The sequence below is a fragment of the Curtobacterium sp. MCJR17_055 genome (assembly GCF_003224335.1).
In the GTDB taxonomy this organism is placed as follows: Bacteria; Actinomycetota; Actinomycetes; order Actinomycetales; family Microbacteriaceae; genus Curtobacterium.
In genome coordinates this window covers 396,894-410,706 of sequence record NZ_QKLF01000003.1, presented here as the reverse complement: position 1 = coordinate 410,706, position 13,813 = coordinate 396,894, and the positions used below count along the sequence as shown (strand labels likewise).

The 13,813-nt window shown below is 74.4% G+C and carries 14 protein-coding genes; 7 read left to right on the top strand and 7 right to left on the bottom strand.

Annotated elements, in window-relative coordinates:
* Positions 1 to 43: 43 nt before the first annotated feature.
* Together DEJ16_RS09400 and DEJ16_RS09395 are read right to left on the bottom strand one after the other, a co-directional pair.
* Entirely contained in the window at positions 44 to 1,150 is a 1,107-nt protein-coding gene (locus tag DEJ16_RS09400) for a glycosyltransferase family 9 protein (protein ID WP_110825198.1), read from the bottom strand.
* A 32-nt stretch (positions 1,151 to 1,182) separates the two neighbouring features.
* On the bottom strand, positions 1,183 to 1,731 hold the full coding sequence (locus tag DEJ16_RS09395) for an HAD-IIIA family hydrolase (protein ID WP_110824918.1): 549 nt from the start codon (positions 1,729 to 1,731) through the stop codon (positions 1,183 to 1,185).
* A gap of 119 nt (positions 1,732 to 1,850) precedes the next feature.
* On the opposite strand from DEJ16_RS09395, the gene DEJ16_RS09390 reads away from it, so the two are divergent.
* The 3 genes from DEJ16_RS09390 to DEJ16_RS09380 are packed head-to-tail and all read left to right on the top strand — an operon-like array spanning position 1,851 to position 4,412.
* The gene (locus DEJ16_RS09390) at positions 1,851 to 2,834 is read left to right on the top strand and encodes a glycosyltransferase family 9 protein (protein ID WP_110824919.1); all 984 of its coding nucleotides are present in this window, start codon (positions 1,851 to 1,853) and stop codon (positions 2,832 to 2,834) included.
* A gap of 46 nt (positions 2,835 to 2,880) precedes the next feature.
* Entirely contained in the window at positions 2,881 to 3,234 is a 354-nt protein-coding gene (locus DEJ16_RS09385; RefSeq protein WP_110824920.1) for a PRC-barrel domain-containing protein, read from the top strand.
* Positions 3,231 to 4,412, top strand: coding sequence for an SGNH/GDSL hydrolase family protein (locus tag DEJ16_RS09380; protein ID WP_181419549.1), 1,182 nt, complete (start codon positions 3,231 to 3,233; stop codon positions 4,410 to 4,412). Before DEJ16_RS09385 ends, DEJ16_RS09380 begins: the two co-directional genes overlap by 4 nt.
* Positions 4,413 to 4,472: 60 nt before the next feature.
* Here the strand turns inward: DEJ16_RS09380 and DEJ16_RS09375 are convergent, their stop codons facing one another.
* Positions 4,473 to 5,294, bottom strand: a complete 822-nt coding sequence (locus DEJ16_RS09375) for an alpha/beta fold hydrolase (protein ID WP_110824922.1) — start codon at positions 5,292 to 5,294, stop codon at positions 4,473 to 4,475.
* A 23-nt stretch (positions 5,295 to 5,317) separates the two neighbouring features.
* Here DEJ16_RS09375 and DEJ16_RS09370 point away from each other — a divergent pair, with 23 nt between their 5' ends.
* A complete protein-coding gene (locus tag DEJ16_RS09370; protein ID WP_110824923.1) occupies positions 5,318 to 5,776 on the top strand; it encodes an NUDIX domain-containing protein in 459 nt (152 codons plus the stop codon).
* Between the two features lie 63 nt (positions 5,777 to 5,839).
* On the opposite strand, the gene DEJ16_RS09365 is transcribed toward DEJ16_RS09370, so the two are convergent.
* Entirely contained in the window at positions 5,840 to 7,231 is a 1,392-nt protein-coding gene (locus DEJ16_RS09365; protein ID WP_110824924.1) for an MFS transporter, read from the bottom strand.
* A gap of 208 nt (positions 7,232 to 7,439) precedes the next feature.
* Positions 7,440 to 8,420, bottom strand: a complete 981-nt coding sequence (locus tag DEJ16_RS09360; protein WP_110824925.1) for a hypothetical protein — start codon at positions 8,418 to 8,420, stop codon at positions 7,440 to 7,442.
* Between the two features lie 87 nt (positions 8,421 to 8,507).
* On the opposite strand from DEJ16_RS09360, the gene DEJ16_RS09355 reads away from it, so the two are divergent.
* Complete coding sequence (locus tag DEJ16_RS09355; protein ID WP_110824926.1) at positions 8,508 to 8,768, top strand: hypothetical protein; 261 nt, start codon at positions 8,508 to 8,510, stop codon at positions 8,766 to 8,768.
* Between the two features lie 30 nt (positions 8,769 to 8,798).
* Here DEJ16_RS09355 and yidC read toward each other — a convergent pair whose 3' ends face one another.
* Both yidC and DEJ16_RS15770 read right to left on the bottom strand, forming a co-directional pair.
* Complete coding sequence (gene yidC, locus DEJ16_RS09350; RefSeq protein WP_110889801.1) at positions 8,799 to 9,542, bottom strand: membrane protein insertase YidC; 744 nt, start codon at positions 9,540 to 9,542, stop codon at positions 8,799 to 8,801.
* Positions 9,543 to 9,598: 56 nt separating this feature from the next.
* Positions 9,599 to 9,934: a DUF6412 domain-containing protein gene (locus DEJ16_RS15770; protein WP_181419540.1), complete on the bottom strand. Its 336-nt coding sequence runs from the start codon at positions 9,932 to 9,934 to the stop codon at positions 9,599 to 9,601.
* Between the two features lie 67 nt (positions 9,935 to 10,001).
* Here DEJ16_RS15770 and ybaK point away from each other — a divergent pair, with 67 nt between their 5' ends.
* The gene (gene ybaK / locus DEJ16_RS09345) at positions 10,002 to 10,487 is read left to right on the top strand and encodes a Cys-tRNA(Pro) deacylase (protein WP_110824928.1); all 486 of its coding nucleotides are present in this window, start codon (positions 10,002 to 10,004) and stop codon (positions 10,485 to 10,487) included.
* 96 nt (positions 10,488 to 10,583) lie between these two features.
* Positions 10,584 to 13,175 carry an ATP-dependent Clp protease ATP-binding subunit gene (locus DEJ16_RS09340; protein ID WP_110824929.1) on the top strand — a complete coding sequence of 864 codons (2,592 nt, stop codon included), beginning with the start codon at positions 10,584 to 10,586 and terminating at the stop codon, positions 13,173 to 13,175.
* The last annotated feature ends 638 nt before the right edge of the window (positions 13,176 to 13,813 follow it).

Below are 13,813 nucleotides of genomic sequence, written 5' to 3'. Positions count from 1 at the left end.
GGAGGAGGAGAAGGAGGAGGAGGAGGAGCAGCAGTGCCGCACGCTACCGATCGGCGTCTGGCGGCGTTCGCAGGGACCCCTGGTTCGTCCGGAGAGCGCACCCGACGAGCCGTTCGTGGGCCGCGAGGACGTCGTCGACGCCGACACCGGCCAGACACGGGTGGCCGGGCACGGGGCAGTCGCGTGCCCGGCTGAGACGGCACGGCGCGCCCTGGTCGCCGAGCAGTTCCACGTGCGCCGCGTACGGCGCCCACTTCACGGCGGGGACCACGGGGGAGAACAGACTCACGATCCGGGCCCCGACCGCTGCGGCGAGGTGGGCCGGCCCGGTGTTCCCGACGACGACGACCTCGGCGCCGGCGAGGACGGCGGCCAGCTCGGCCGGGCTGGTCCGACCGCCGAGGTCGATGCCGGTGCTGCCGGCGACCGCGGCGGTCAGCTCCCGCTCGCCCGGCGAGCCGGTGACGACCACCGGGACGCCGAGCCGGGCGTACTCCGCCACGAGCGCCCGGTGGGAGGACGGCGGCCAGGACCGCGCCTCCACACTGGCGCCGGGGTGGACGACGACGTACCGCTCCAGCGCGGCCACCACCGGGGGCACCGCGACGTCCTCGCCGACGCGGACCCGGAGCAGTCCGTCGTCGCCCTCGGGCAGGGTGAAGCCCGCGGCCGCGGCGATGCGGAGCGCTCGTTCGGGTTCGGGGACGTCCTCGGGCAGGTCCTCCCCGGGTCGGAGCCGGACGTCGAGCAGCGAGCCCGGGTGGTCGACGGACGCACCGGAGACCCGCGGCACCCCGGCGAGCCGGAGCAGCATCGCGAGCGGCAGCGGGGACTGGTGGAAGGACGTCAGCACCACGGCCTCGTCCGGGCGTTCCGCGTCGACGAGGGCGCGGAACTCGGCCAGGACGCCGTCGTCGAGCGGTCGGGCGGTCTCCGTGACCCACGGCGCCGCCCACACCCGGAGCGTGTCCACCCCGGGCAGCAGCGCGCCGGCCGGGGCACCCTGCGGGCCGCACAGCAGCGTCACGTGGTCGGCGCCGGCCGCGACGGCACGGACCGCCGGCCCGGCGACCAGGACGTCGCCGAAGGAGTCGAGTCTGGCGACGAGCACCCGCCGACCGCCGGTGTCCCGGTCGCTCTCGGTGTCCACGGTGTCCGCGGCACGCACGGTGTCCGCGGCGCTCACGGTGTCACCGGTGCCGCCTGGGCGACGACGAGTGCGACCGCCTCCTCGATCGTCCGGGCGACGGTGGTCGCGCCGTCGACCTCGGCCGGCAGGGTGCGTGCGGTGGGCACGAGGACGCCTTGCCCGCCCGCTGCGGCCGCGGCACCGACGTCCGCGCCGATGTCCCCGATGACGACGAGGTCGGCCGGGTCGAGGCCGAGCCGTGCGGCCGCGGCGAGCACCATGCCGGGGCGGGGCTTGCGGCAGGCACAGTCGTCGGCGCGGTCGTGCGGGCAGACCTCCCACACGTCGAACGGCCCGACCAGCTCGTCCACCCGGGCGTTCGTCGCGTCGACCTGTTCGCGGGTCGCCATGCCCTTCGCGATGACCGACTGGTTCGTGACGACGCCCACCGCGAGTCCCGCTGCCCGGGCCGCGGCGACGGCGCGCGCGGCACCGGGGACCGGGACGACGAGGGCCGGGTCCGCGTTGTAGGGGACGTCGACCACCAGGGTGTCGTCACGGTCGAAGAGCACGCCGCGCAGCGGTCGGTCGGAGAGGGCCACACCCCTCTCTACCGGGCGGACGCCGGGCTCGCCCAACCGGGCGCTGTCCGGTGGCGCGCCGCGGACAACTCCCCGGGCGTGGCGGACGGGGCGGTCGGCGCCCGGTAGCGTCGGGCCACGTGACCGCCGTTCCCACCCTGCCCCCGTCCGACGGCCGCCCGGAGCTCGTGGTGCTCCGTGCGATCAAGCTCGGCGACCTGCTCGTCGCCGTCCCCGCGCTGCACGCCCTCCGGCGGGCGTTCCCCGGGCACCGGATCACGCTCGCGACGACGGCCTGGCTCGCGCCGGTCGTCGAGCTCGTCCCCGACGTGGACGTGCACCTCGCCCAGCACGGCCTCGACCACCCGATCGCGGTCCCAGCGGGTGTCGTGGACGTCGCGGTGAACCTGCACGGTGCCGGCCCGGAGTCCGGGCAGCTCATCGACGCGCTGCAGGCCCGCCGCGTCATCGGGCACGGCGCACCCGACGGGCCCGAGTGGCAGCACGACGTGCACGAGCGCGAGCGGTGGGCGGGTCTCATGACCGCGCACGGCATGCCCGCCGACCCCGACGACGTCACGATCGCGGTCCCGGCCGTCCCCGCCGTCGTCCAGGGCGCGGCGGTCGTGCACGTCGGCGCCTTCCACGGCGCCCGGCACTGGCCGGTCGACCGCTTCGCCGCCGTGGTGCGGGGGCTCGTCGAGCGCGGCCACCAGGTCGTGCTGACGGGAGGCGCGGACGACGTCGAGCGCGCACTGGCCGTCGCGGAATCGGCAGGTCTGGACGACGCGGCGGTGCTCGCGGGCCGCCTCGACCTGCAGCCGTTCGCCGCGGTCGTGGCGGCAGCGAGCCTCCTCGTCACGGTGGACACGGGAGCGGCGCACCTGGCGTCGGCCTACGGGATCCCGTCCGTCGTGCTGTTCGGTCCGGCTCCGCCCGAGGCCTGGGGCCCGCCCGCGTCCGGCCCGCACGTGGTCCTCACCGACGCATCGGTCCGGCGCGGTGACGTCTTCGCGGAGGACCCGGACCCGGCGATCCTCGCGGTCGCCGCCGAGGACGTGCTCGCGGCCGTCGACGGGCTCGGGGTCGTGCCCGCCGTCCGCGCACCCAGCGCCGATCGGTAGCGTCGATCCGACGGCACGGAAGGTCCGGCCGTCGGAGGGAGTCGCCGTGTTCGAAGCAGCCAACATCCGGGACTGGATCGGTCTGCCGGTCGTCGACGACCAGGACGACAAGATCGGCACCCTCGAGAGCATCTACTACGACACCGCGACGTCGGAGCCGGCGTTCGGGTCGATCACGACCGGCGTCGTCGGGAAGAAGCTCGTCTTCGTCCCCCTCGTCGGCGCGACCGTGACCCCGAAGCACCTCGTCGTGACCTTCGACAAGAAGGCCGTCAAGGACGCTCCGTCGATCGCGACGGACGGCGAACTCGACGCCGCGCTCGAGCCCGAGCTCTTCGCCCACTACGGTCTGCCGTACCAGCCCGGCGCGGGCGGCGAGCGTCGCCTCGGTCGTCGCTGACATCCCGGCGGCGGGAGTCGAGCCGGAGAACCCGACCGTGCCCGCTCGACCCCGCCCGTCGGGTCGCCCACCCACCCGAACCCGTTCCGGAGCCCACCCTGCGCCGCTCGACCGTCTCCCGCGTCCTCACCGCGCTCGTCGCGACCGTCCTGCTGGCGGGGACGGCGTCGGTCGGCGGGGTACCGGGCACACCGACCGCCCCCGGTGCCGCCGTCGCCGCTCCGCTCTGGCCCGTCCCCCAGCCCTTCCCGGCCACCGACGACCCGCCCGAGACGCTCGCCGGGCTGCCGCCGGGCAGTGCGTACGTCGCGCTCGGTGACTCGTACTCCGCCGGGTACGGGCTCGGGCACCCCACGGGGCTCCCGGTCCGGGCGTGCGCGCAGTCGGGCGAGGACTACCCGCACCGCATCGCCGCCCGCTTCGGATTCGACCTCACCGACGTCACCTGCGCGGGCGCGACGAGCGAGGACGTCCGGGACCGCGTGCAGTTCCGCGGCGCCCGGCCGCAACTCGAGGCGCTGTCCGCCGACACGCGGCTCGTGACACTGACGATCGGCGGCAACGACGCCGACCTGTTCGGCACCGCGGGCTCGTGCCTGGCACTGTCCGCCACCGGCCCGGTGTTCTCCGGCCAGAACGCCCCGTCCTGCCGGTCGACACTCGCGTCCGACGGGGTGGACACCCTCGGCGCGAAGATCCAGGGCCGCGTCGCCCTCGGCGTCGCCGAGACGCTCGCCGACGTCCGGGCCGCAGCGCCGAACGCCACGGTGATCGTGCTCGGGTACCCGGCGATCTTCCCCGACGCGGCACACACCCCGTCGTCGGGCTGCTTCCGCCCGGCCGTCGACCTGGGGACCCTGGCCGGGCGGTTCCCCCGGGACACCTACCCGTTCACCGACGCCGACGTCCGCTGGCTGCACGGCGTGCAGGAGCAGCTGGACGACGTAACCCGGAACGCGGCGCAGGCCGCGGGCGCGACCTTCATCGAGGTGTTCGCCGAGACGCAGGCGCACTCGGCCTGCGCGCGGAAGGGCGCCTACGTCGAGGGGATCTCGCTCGAGTCGCTCGGCGGCCTGAGCCGGATCGACCTCCGTCCCGGCGCGCTCCACCCGAACCGCGCCGGCGTACGCTTCCTGACCGACCGGACCGCGGACGTGCTCCGGAGCAGGTTCGGCTGAGCCGACACGTCCGTCTCGGACGCGCGACCCGGTCCGGGTGCTCCGCGACCGCGGAGCGGGTCAGCGCAGCACCGCGGCGAGCCGGTCCAGGAGCACCGGGACCGCCGTCAGCGCCGAGATGTGTCCGTCCGCGGGCCGCTCCTCGTACGCCACGGCGGGGAGTGCCGCGGCGAGGCGCCGCCCGTGTGCGACCGGCACGACCCGGTCGCGGGCTCCGTGCACGACGGTCGTCGGGACGGTCACGGCGGACAGCGGGAACCCCCAGTCGGTGACGAACGCCACGTCGTCGTCGGTCGCGCCCTGCAGGCCCGACCCACCCGCCGCCGTCGCGTCCTGCCCGAGCGCGGCCCAGTCCCCGTCCAGGGCCGCCCAGTCGCGGTCGACGAACTGGGACGGGTCGAACGTGGCGGTCGACGCCCAGGCGAGACGGGCCTCCCGTCCGGCGGCGGCCGACCGGAGGCCACCGTCGGCCGCCATGCCGTCCCACCACCCGGTCGTGTCGTCGAACGGCGCGGGCGAGGCGACGACGGCCGCGGCGGCGACCCGGCCGGGCAGCAGTGCCGCGGCGGCGAGCGCGTGCGGGCCACCACCGGACCCGCCGAGGACCGCGACGCGGGGGAGTCCCAGCGCGTCGAGGACCTGTTCGAGGTCGCGAGCGCCGTCCGCGACGCGTCGTCCGGGCAGGGGGTCGGCTCCGCCGTAGCCCGGTCGGGTCACCGCGACGAGACGGAGCCCGCGGGCCGCCGCCGCGCTGGTGAGCGGCTCGAAGAGGGCGCCCGTGTGCGGGGACTCGTGGTGCCACACCACGGTGGGCCGGACGGCGTCCGGTGCGGTGTCGTCGACGAGGACCGAGCGGCCGTCGCGGAGTCCGATGCTGCGCATGCGCGCGAGGGTAGTCTCCGACCGTGCCCCTCCGTTCCGCCGGTCTCCTGCTGCACCGGGGGAGCGGTCCCGCGCTCGAGGTGTTCATCGCGCACATGGGTGGCCCGTTCTGGCGTCGGCGGCCGCGGGCGTGGACGATCCCGAAGGGCGAACCCGTCGCGGGCGAGGACACCCTGACCACGGCGCTGCGGGAGTTCACCGAGGAGATCGGCACAGCACCGCCGGACGGTGTCCCGCACCTGCTCGGCGACTTCCGGCAGGCCTCGGGCAAGGTCGTCACGGTCCACACGCTGCACGCACCGGACTTCTCCGTCGACGTGGTGCGCAGCAACACCGTCGCGCTCGAGCTGCCGCGCGGCTCCGGTCGGTTCGTCGAGGTGCCCGAGGTCGACGACGCGCGTTGGACGCCGGTCGACTCCGCGCGCGGGCTCGTCGTGGCGGGGCAGGTCGCCGCGCTCGACGCCCTCGCAGCGCGCACCTGACACCTCCCGTCTCCGCCGTCCGAGCACGACGGGGAAGGGCGAGCGTCGGGCGTGCGCGGAGCGCTACCGCTCGCCGACGGTCCCGACGGAGCCGGTCGCGGTGCGGATCGAGCCCGTCGCCGCCCGGTGGACCGTGGCGACGGAGCCCGTGATCGTCTGGATCGCACGGCTCACGGTCGGGATCGAACTCGTGACGACGGCCAGCGACGAGGTCAGGACCTCGATCGACGACGTGCTGAGGTGCGGCTGCGCGGTCGCGTGCACCGGGAACCCGCGGCGCGCGAGCACGACGACGGAGAGCCCGCCGAGGAGCACGACCGCCCCGGCGAACGGCAGCGTCTGCAGCCCGGAGAGCCCGAGCACCTGCCCCCCGAGCGCGGCACCACCCGCGATGCCGATGTTCGACGCGCCGTTCACCAGGGCGCCTGCGATCTCCGGGCTGACCCCGCCGGTGCGGATCGCGGCGGCCATGAAGAGCGTCCCGGTCGTGCCGTTCGCCGCCATCCAGACCCCGGCGACGAGCATCGTGCCGGCCAGGGACCCGTGCGTGAACGGCATCACGACGAAGGCGGCGGCCATCGCGGCGATCGACACGACCAGCGTCTGCCGTGGTGCGCGGTCGACGAACAGCCCGGCGAGCCAGAGTCCGACCACGCCGGTGCCGCCGAGCACGAGCAGCGCGCCGGACACCATGCCGGCGTCGAGCCCGGCGTCGACGACGTAGGGGCCGACGTACGTGTACACGACGTAGTGCCCGGCGAACAGCAGCAGGTCCGCGACGACGACGGAGAGCAGTCCGGTCCGGGCCCACGCCCTGGGGGACCCGACGTGCGGGGACGCGGCCCCGCGGACGGAGGGGAGGAAGGCCGCCGCGACCACGGCGAGGACGGCGGCGCACGCGGCGACCCCGCCGACGGCCGGTCGCCAGCCGACCGTCTCGCCGACGCCGGTGGCGAGCGGCACGCCGATCACGAAGCCGAGCGAGCTCCCGGAGTAGACGAACGCGATGGCCCGGCCGGCCAGCCGCGGCGGCACGATCCGGGTGGCGTACGCGGACGCGACGGAGAAGAACAGGGCGTGCGCGATGCCGCCCACGACCCGGCCGGCGCAGACGACGGCGAACGAGGGCGCGAGGGCGACGAGCGCGTTCGACACCGTGTACCCGACGAGGGTGGCGACGAGCACGGTCTTGCGCGGCAGCTTCGCCGTGAGGGACGTCAACGGCAGCGCGAGCAGCGCGACGGCGGCCGCGTACACCGTGATGACGACGCCCATGGTCGACTCGGTCACGCCGAGGTCGCGGCTCATGGTCCCGAGCAGGCCGACCGGCATGAGTTCGGTCGTGATGGCGAAGAACGTGGCGAGCCCGAGCACGGCGATCCCGACCACCGACGACGTCGTGACGGTGATCGGCGTCGTGTACGGGTGGACGGTCTGGTTGCTGGTGGTGGACACGGCGGCTGACCTCCTCGAGGACGTGGAGGAGCGCGCGCGGACGACGGGTCGGCCGGGGAGAGCGCGCTCGGGTGGACGGGATGTGGAGACGGATTTCTTGCCACTCCACGGCGAGTGCGCCCGTCCAGTGTTGCACGCTCGATCCGGTTCGCGCGAGGGCACCCGGGTGGCTCTCAGGAGCGCTCCAACGCCGCGCGGGCAGGAGCCGTCAGTACATCCGACTCGTGGCGGTGCTCGTGACCGTGCCGCGTACCGCGCCGCCGACCAGGCGCACCCACAGCGTCCCGCTGGCCGACGTCGCGGAGAGCGAGACCGTGCCGTGGAGGGCGTCCTCGCGGGGGTAGCAGGCGCTCGTCCCCTCGATCCGGTCCGCCGTGGCGACGAGGCAGATGGTCGACGGGTCCCGTCCGACCGCCGCCCACACGTTCCACGGCGTGCCCGCCGCGTCGCCCGACAGCGAGCGGTTCGTGAAGACGAGCCGCGTCGAGCGCAGCGCGACCGGGGCCTCGATGGAGCCGGGGAGTTGGTCGGCGAAGGTCTGCGGCAGGTCGAGCATCTGTTCGACGGTGACCGTGCCGGCCGCCGGGGTCACGGTGGCGCGACCGGGTTCCGCGGATCTCGCGCCGACCGAGAGTCCGACGCCGGTGCCGAGCACCAGTCCGACCACGACGGCGCCGGCACCGGACGCCCAGAGCACGGTCCGGTCGGTCCGGCGCGCCCGGTCGGCCAGCCGTCGGGCACCGGCGAGGAGGCCCGATCCGCCTCGGTCGGGCGCGTCGCGATCCGCGCCGCCGTCGTCCGCGCCGCCGACCGCGACGCCGCCCTCTCCGACCCCGTCCCCGCCGACCCGCTGGTCGTCGGTCCGGTGGTCGTCGGCCCGGTGCTCGCCGGGGTCGCGGACGTCGGCGTCCCCGCCGACGCCCGGGATGACCGCGTCGTCGTCGGTCGGGTCGCCCTCCGGACCGGCCGACCGGCCACGTCGCGACGCGGGGCGGGCCGCCGCCCGTCGACCGTCGGCGCCGGAGGACGTGGCGGGCGCGACGTCGGAGCGGGGGCGCCTCCGGGCCTCCCGGTCGAGGTCCGCCAGCGCGATGCGGGCGCGGGCGGCCTCGGTGGGTGTCGACGCGGCGCCCCAGGCGATGCGTTCGAGACGGGCACGTGCTGCCGCGTCGTCGTCGGTCCGGCTCATGCGCGCTCCTCGTCGTCACGCCTGGGGCAAGACTGCCACCGCAGCGGTGTCGGCGCCCACCCAGACCGGGGGGAGTACGCCCGAGGGATGACCGACGCGCAGAACGACCAGTCGACCGACCCGGCGGTGCCCGCCGACGCCACCGGTTCCACACCGGCGGACGTCGACGAGGAGACCCTCGAACCGCTCAGCCACGACACCCAGTCCGGCGCGGCCGACTACGTCGCGACGAGCCCGGGCGGCAGCGGCACCGAACGCCACGTCCCGCTCCCCGAGGAGGAACAGGGCCGCGACACCGAGTACGACCCGGTCGACCAGGGACCGCAGCAGGAGGGCCAGGGCGGCTGACCCGCGGCTCGTTCGGCCCCGCGCCCGCCGTCACCGCACGAGCCGGCGCAGGACCGCGCGCTCCGCGAGCGTCCACACGGCGCTCGTGACCAGGTACAGGGCGGCGGCGAGCGGCGCGACCGCGGCGAAGACGACCGAGACGAACGGGACCCACCGCGCGATCCCGGCCGTGACGGCCGCTCCCGGCACGGTGACGTCCGGAGCGGGGACAGGCGCCGGGTTCCAGTGCTGCTGTGCCCGACGCGTGTGCTCGACCGCGACGACGAGCACCGCGAGCAGCACGAGCACGAGCCAGCCGTGCACCCACAGCGGGGACGTCAGCACCGCGACGGCCGACTGCGCGAGCGGGATGCCGGCGAGGGACGCGCGGAGCAGGGTGTTGACCGTCCCGTCGATGCTCGCGTGCGTGAAGACCGTGTACAGCAGCGAGACCACGGGTGCCTGTGCGAGGACGGGCAGGCACCCGGCCAGCGGTGCCACCCGTTCGGCCGTGTACAGCTCCTGGAGTGACCGCTGGAACCGTGCGGTGTCGCGACCGGCACGTCGGCGGAGTTCCGCGATCCGCGGTGCGAGGCGGCGACGGTCCCGCTCCGCCCGGACCTGCAGCACGGACAGCGGGACGAGCAGGACGCGGACCGCGAGGGTCAGCACGACGACGGCGAGCGCCGCTGCTGCCGGTCCCGCGACCGGGGTGAGGGCGTCGGTGAGGACGGCGACGAGGTCCGCGCCGGCGTGCAGCACGGCGCTGAGGCCGGGCAGGGTGGTGATGTCCATGGATGGTCCTTCGATCGGAGGGGTCGGGCGCGAGCGCGGCCCGACACCGACCGGTGTCAGACCGCCGGGACGCCCCCCGGAGCCCGTGACCGCACGTGCCCGTCCGCATCCGGGTCGCTCCAGGCGATCCGGGTGACGAGGTCCGGTGCCGTGGAGGGCACCGGGAGACGGTCCGCTCCGACCGCGGTGATGAGCAGGGCGACGAGCCGCAGCACGAGCGCGGCTGCGGCGAGCGCGGCGATCCCGGCGACGGTGACGCCCACGACGGTGACGCCGAGCACGGCGACCGCGAGGGCCGGTGGTGCACCAGGGACCCATGCGTGACCGAGCGCGGCGGGGCCCGGCGCGTGCAGCGCGGAGACCACGCGGAGCAGCACCTCGATGACCGTCATGGTGCGGCTCAGCGTACCGTCCGCGAGCCTCCGGAGACGTGCCGGGGACGCGGGGCAGGATCGGTGCATGAGCGCAGCTTCCCCGAGCACCCCGGCGACGGTCGCGCTGGAGCGGGCCGGCGTCCCCTACACGCCGCACGTCTACGAGCACCACGAGAGCGCGACGAACTTCGGCGAGGAAGCAGCGGCGGCACTCGGGCTCCGCGAGGAGCAGGTCTTCAAGACCCTCGTGGTGTCGGTCGACGGTGAACTCGCGGTGGCGATCGTCCCCGTGGCGGACCGGCTCGACCTCAAGGCCGTCGCGGCGGCCGTCGGCGGGAAGAAGGCGTCGCTCGCGGACCCCGCGCTCGCGGAACGCCGCACCGGGTACGTCGTCGGCGGGATCAGTCCGGTGGGACAGCGGACACGACTGCGCACCGTGCTGGACGCGTCGGCCGCCGACCACGCGACGATCTTCGTGTCCGGCGGGCGCCGCGGGTTCGACATCGAGGTGGTCCCCGCCGACCTGGTGCGCGTCACCGACGCGAGCACGGCGGCCATCACCCGGACCTGAGTCGACTCGCCGCAACTTCTTCCCGGACACGGGAATGACCGCGGCCCTCCTGCGTTGCATTGAGCCGAAGGCACTCAAGTTCCTCAGGAGGTCCCTTTGCCACAGACGTTCGGCCCGACCGGCGGCAACGACTCGTTCGACGAGTTCCTCGCACGACTGCTCGCGGCTTCGCAGAACCCCGGTCAGTCCCAGCGGTCCGTGCCGTTCGGACGGCCGGTCGACATCACCCGGCTCCTCAGCCGGCGCACCCACGAGCTGCTCCAGCAGACGGCCGCGTACGCCGTCGAGCAGGGGCAGCACGAGATCGACGCGCTGCACGTGCTGCACGTGCTCGTCGGCACCGAGCCCTTCGCGGCCGTCCTCCGGTCCGCGGGTGCCGACCCCGAGCGGTTCGCCGCCGAGGTCGAACAGCGCCTCCCGATGCCGTCGGGTGACCGTGTCGAGGGTCGCCCGGCCCTGACCCCGTCCGCGCAACGGATCCTGCTCGAGGCCACCCAGGCCGCGCGCGGGTTCGGCAGCACGTACACCGACCCCGAGCACGTCTTCTTCGCGCTCGTCACCGACCAGGACACCGTCGCGGGGCAACTCCTCGCGAGCGCCGGCGTCACCCCGCAGGTGATGCAGTCCTACGCGCACGACGCGGCCGAGGCCGCACGAGAGGGGCGACCCATGCCCGGCACCACCACCGCCGACCAGGACCAGCAGTCGGAGACCCCGACGCTCGACCAGTACGGCACCGACCTCACGGCACGCGCTCGTGACGGCCGCATCGACCCGGTGATCGGCCGCGCCGACGAGATCGAGCAGGCCGTCGAGATCCTGCTCCGCCGCACCAAGAACAACCCCGTCCTCATCGGCGAGCCCGGCGTCGGCAAGACCGCCATCGTCGAGGGACTCGCCCAGCGCATCGTCGACGGCGACGTCCCGGCCCTGCTGCAGGGCAAGCGCGTCGTCGCGCTCGACCTGCCCGGCATGCTCGCCGGCACCCGGTACCGCGGTGACTTCGAGGAGCGCCTGACCAAGGCGATGGACGAGATCGCCGCGCACGCGGACGAGCTCATCGTCTTCGTCGACGAGCTGCACACCGTCGTCGGCGCCGGTGGTGGCGGCGAGGGCGGTTCGATGGACGCCGGCAACATCCTCAAGCCGCGCCTCGCCCGCGGTGACCTGCACCTCGTCGGCGCGACGACGCTGAAGGAGTACCGCCGCATCGAGAAGGACGCCGCACTCGAGCGTCGCTTCCAGCCCGTGACGGTGGGGGAGCCGAGCTTGGAGGACGCGGTCGCGATCCTCACCGGTCTCAGCCCCCGCTACGCCGAGCACCACGGCGTGACGTACTCCGACGAGGCGCTCCGAGCGGCCGTCGAGCTCTCGCACCGCTACGTGACCGACCGGCACCTGCCGGACAAGGCCATCGACCTCATCGACCAAGCCGGTGCCCGCCGTCGCCTCGCCCGGTCGGGCGACGTCGACGTCGACGCGCTCCGGGCCGAGGTCGCCGACCTCACGGCCCGCAAGGACCGCGCCGTCGCCGAGGAGCAGTACGAGGAGGCGTCCGACCTCCGCGACGAGATCGCCGGACTGGAGGCCCGGATCACCGCCGCCGACACGGGCGAGGTCGCCCGGTCGTCCCGACCGCACGCCGCGGACGACGTCATCACCGAGGCGGACATCGCAGCCGTGGTGTCCCGCGCCACCGGGATCCCGGTGACCCGCCTCGGGTCGGCCGACAAGACCCGCCTCGCGGGCCTGGAGTCCGAGCTGCACGACCGCGTGGTCGGCCAGGACGACGCCGTGCGGGCGATCGCGAAGGCGGTCCGACGCAGTCGCACCGGGATGGGCGACCCGCGTCGCCCGGTCGGCAGCTTCCTGTTCCTCGGACCGACCGGTGTCGGCAAGACCGAGCTCGCCAAGGCGCTGGCCTCGTCGCTGTTCGGGGACGAGTCGGCGATGCTCCGCTTCGACATGAGCGAGTTCGGCGAACGCCACACGGTCTCGCGACTCGTCGGTGCCCCTCCGGGGTACGTCGGCTACGACGAGGCCGGGCAGCTGACCGAGCGCGTCCGTCGGAACCCGTACTCGGTGATCCTGCTCGACGAGGTCGAGAAGGCGCACCCGGACGTGTTCAACCTGCTCCTGCAGGTGCTCGACGACGGACGGCTCACCGACGGACAGGGCCGGACGGTCGACTTCCGGAACACCGTGGTCATCATGACCTCGAACATCGGGTCGGAGTTCCTCGCGTCCCGCTCGGGTGCGCTCGGCTTCTCGGTGGCGGCCGACGGCGGCTACGCCGAGGACGACCTCCGCAACCGCGTGATGGGCAGGCTGCGCGAGTCGATGCGGCCGGAGTTCATCAACCGGATCGACGAGATCGTGCTGTTCCGCAAGCTCGAGCGCGGGCAGCTGCGCTCGATCGTGTCGCTGCTCCTGCAGGACACGGCGCTCCGGCTGGCGGCGCAGGGCATGGTGCTCTCGGTGTCCGAGTCGGCGACCGACTGGCTCGCCGAGCACGGCTACGAGCCGGAGTACGGCGCCCGTCCGCTCCGTCGTCTCATCCAGCGCGAGGTCGACGACCGCATCGCGGAGCTGGTGGTCGAGGGCGCCACGGACGACGGCGTCACGGTCCGCATCGACGTCGTGGACGACGAGGTCGTCGCACTGGTCGACGCATCCGTCGCGGTCTAGCGACTCCCCACGACGAAGCCCCCGGCACCATCGGTGCCGGGGGCTTCGTCGTGTGTTCGGGAATGCAATTCCACGGAATGCCGGGGGAAGGGTTGCGGAGTCCTCCTGCGTCTGGATAGTGTTCTCCCGACGCGAACGGAATTCCGACGCGTCGGGAATCCGAAGGTCCGAGCGACCGCAGAACCGTGCCGAAAGGGGGCCGACATTGATCACCACACTCACGCCGTTCCGGGCATTCCGTGGAACCACCGGTCCCGTCTCCGGTTCCTGCTGACCGGACCGTCCTCCCGTCTGACGGGCTCGTACGCTGAGCCACTGCTCGTGCTCGATGCCCGGTCCGACCTCCTCGTGGATGTGCTGCTCCGGCGGCACTGACCGCCGGCGCTGACGAGCCGAGCAGGCCGACCGCCCCGTGCTGTCGGACCGGCTCGCTGGTCCGCAGTCGCCGGTCGCTCCTCCGAGGGGTGTCCCCGAGCCGAGCCCGGCACCGCCGTCGACGTCGTCGACGGTCGGCGCCGTCGAGTCGGTCCAGGTGACGGGACGGCGCGTTCGTTCCCGGACCTGCTGGCATCTCGCACGCATGCAGAAACGGATCCGCATGCATTGATCGAGGTGTTCCGTCGCGCCCTCCGGGGCAT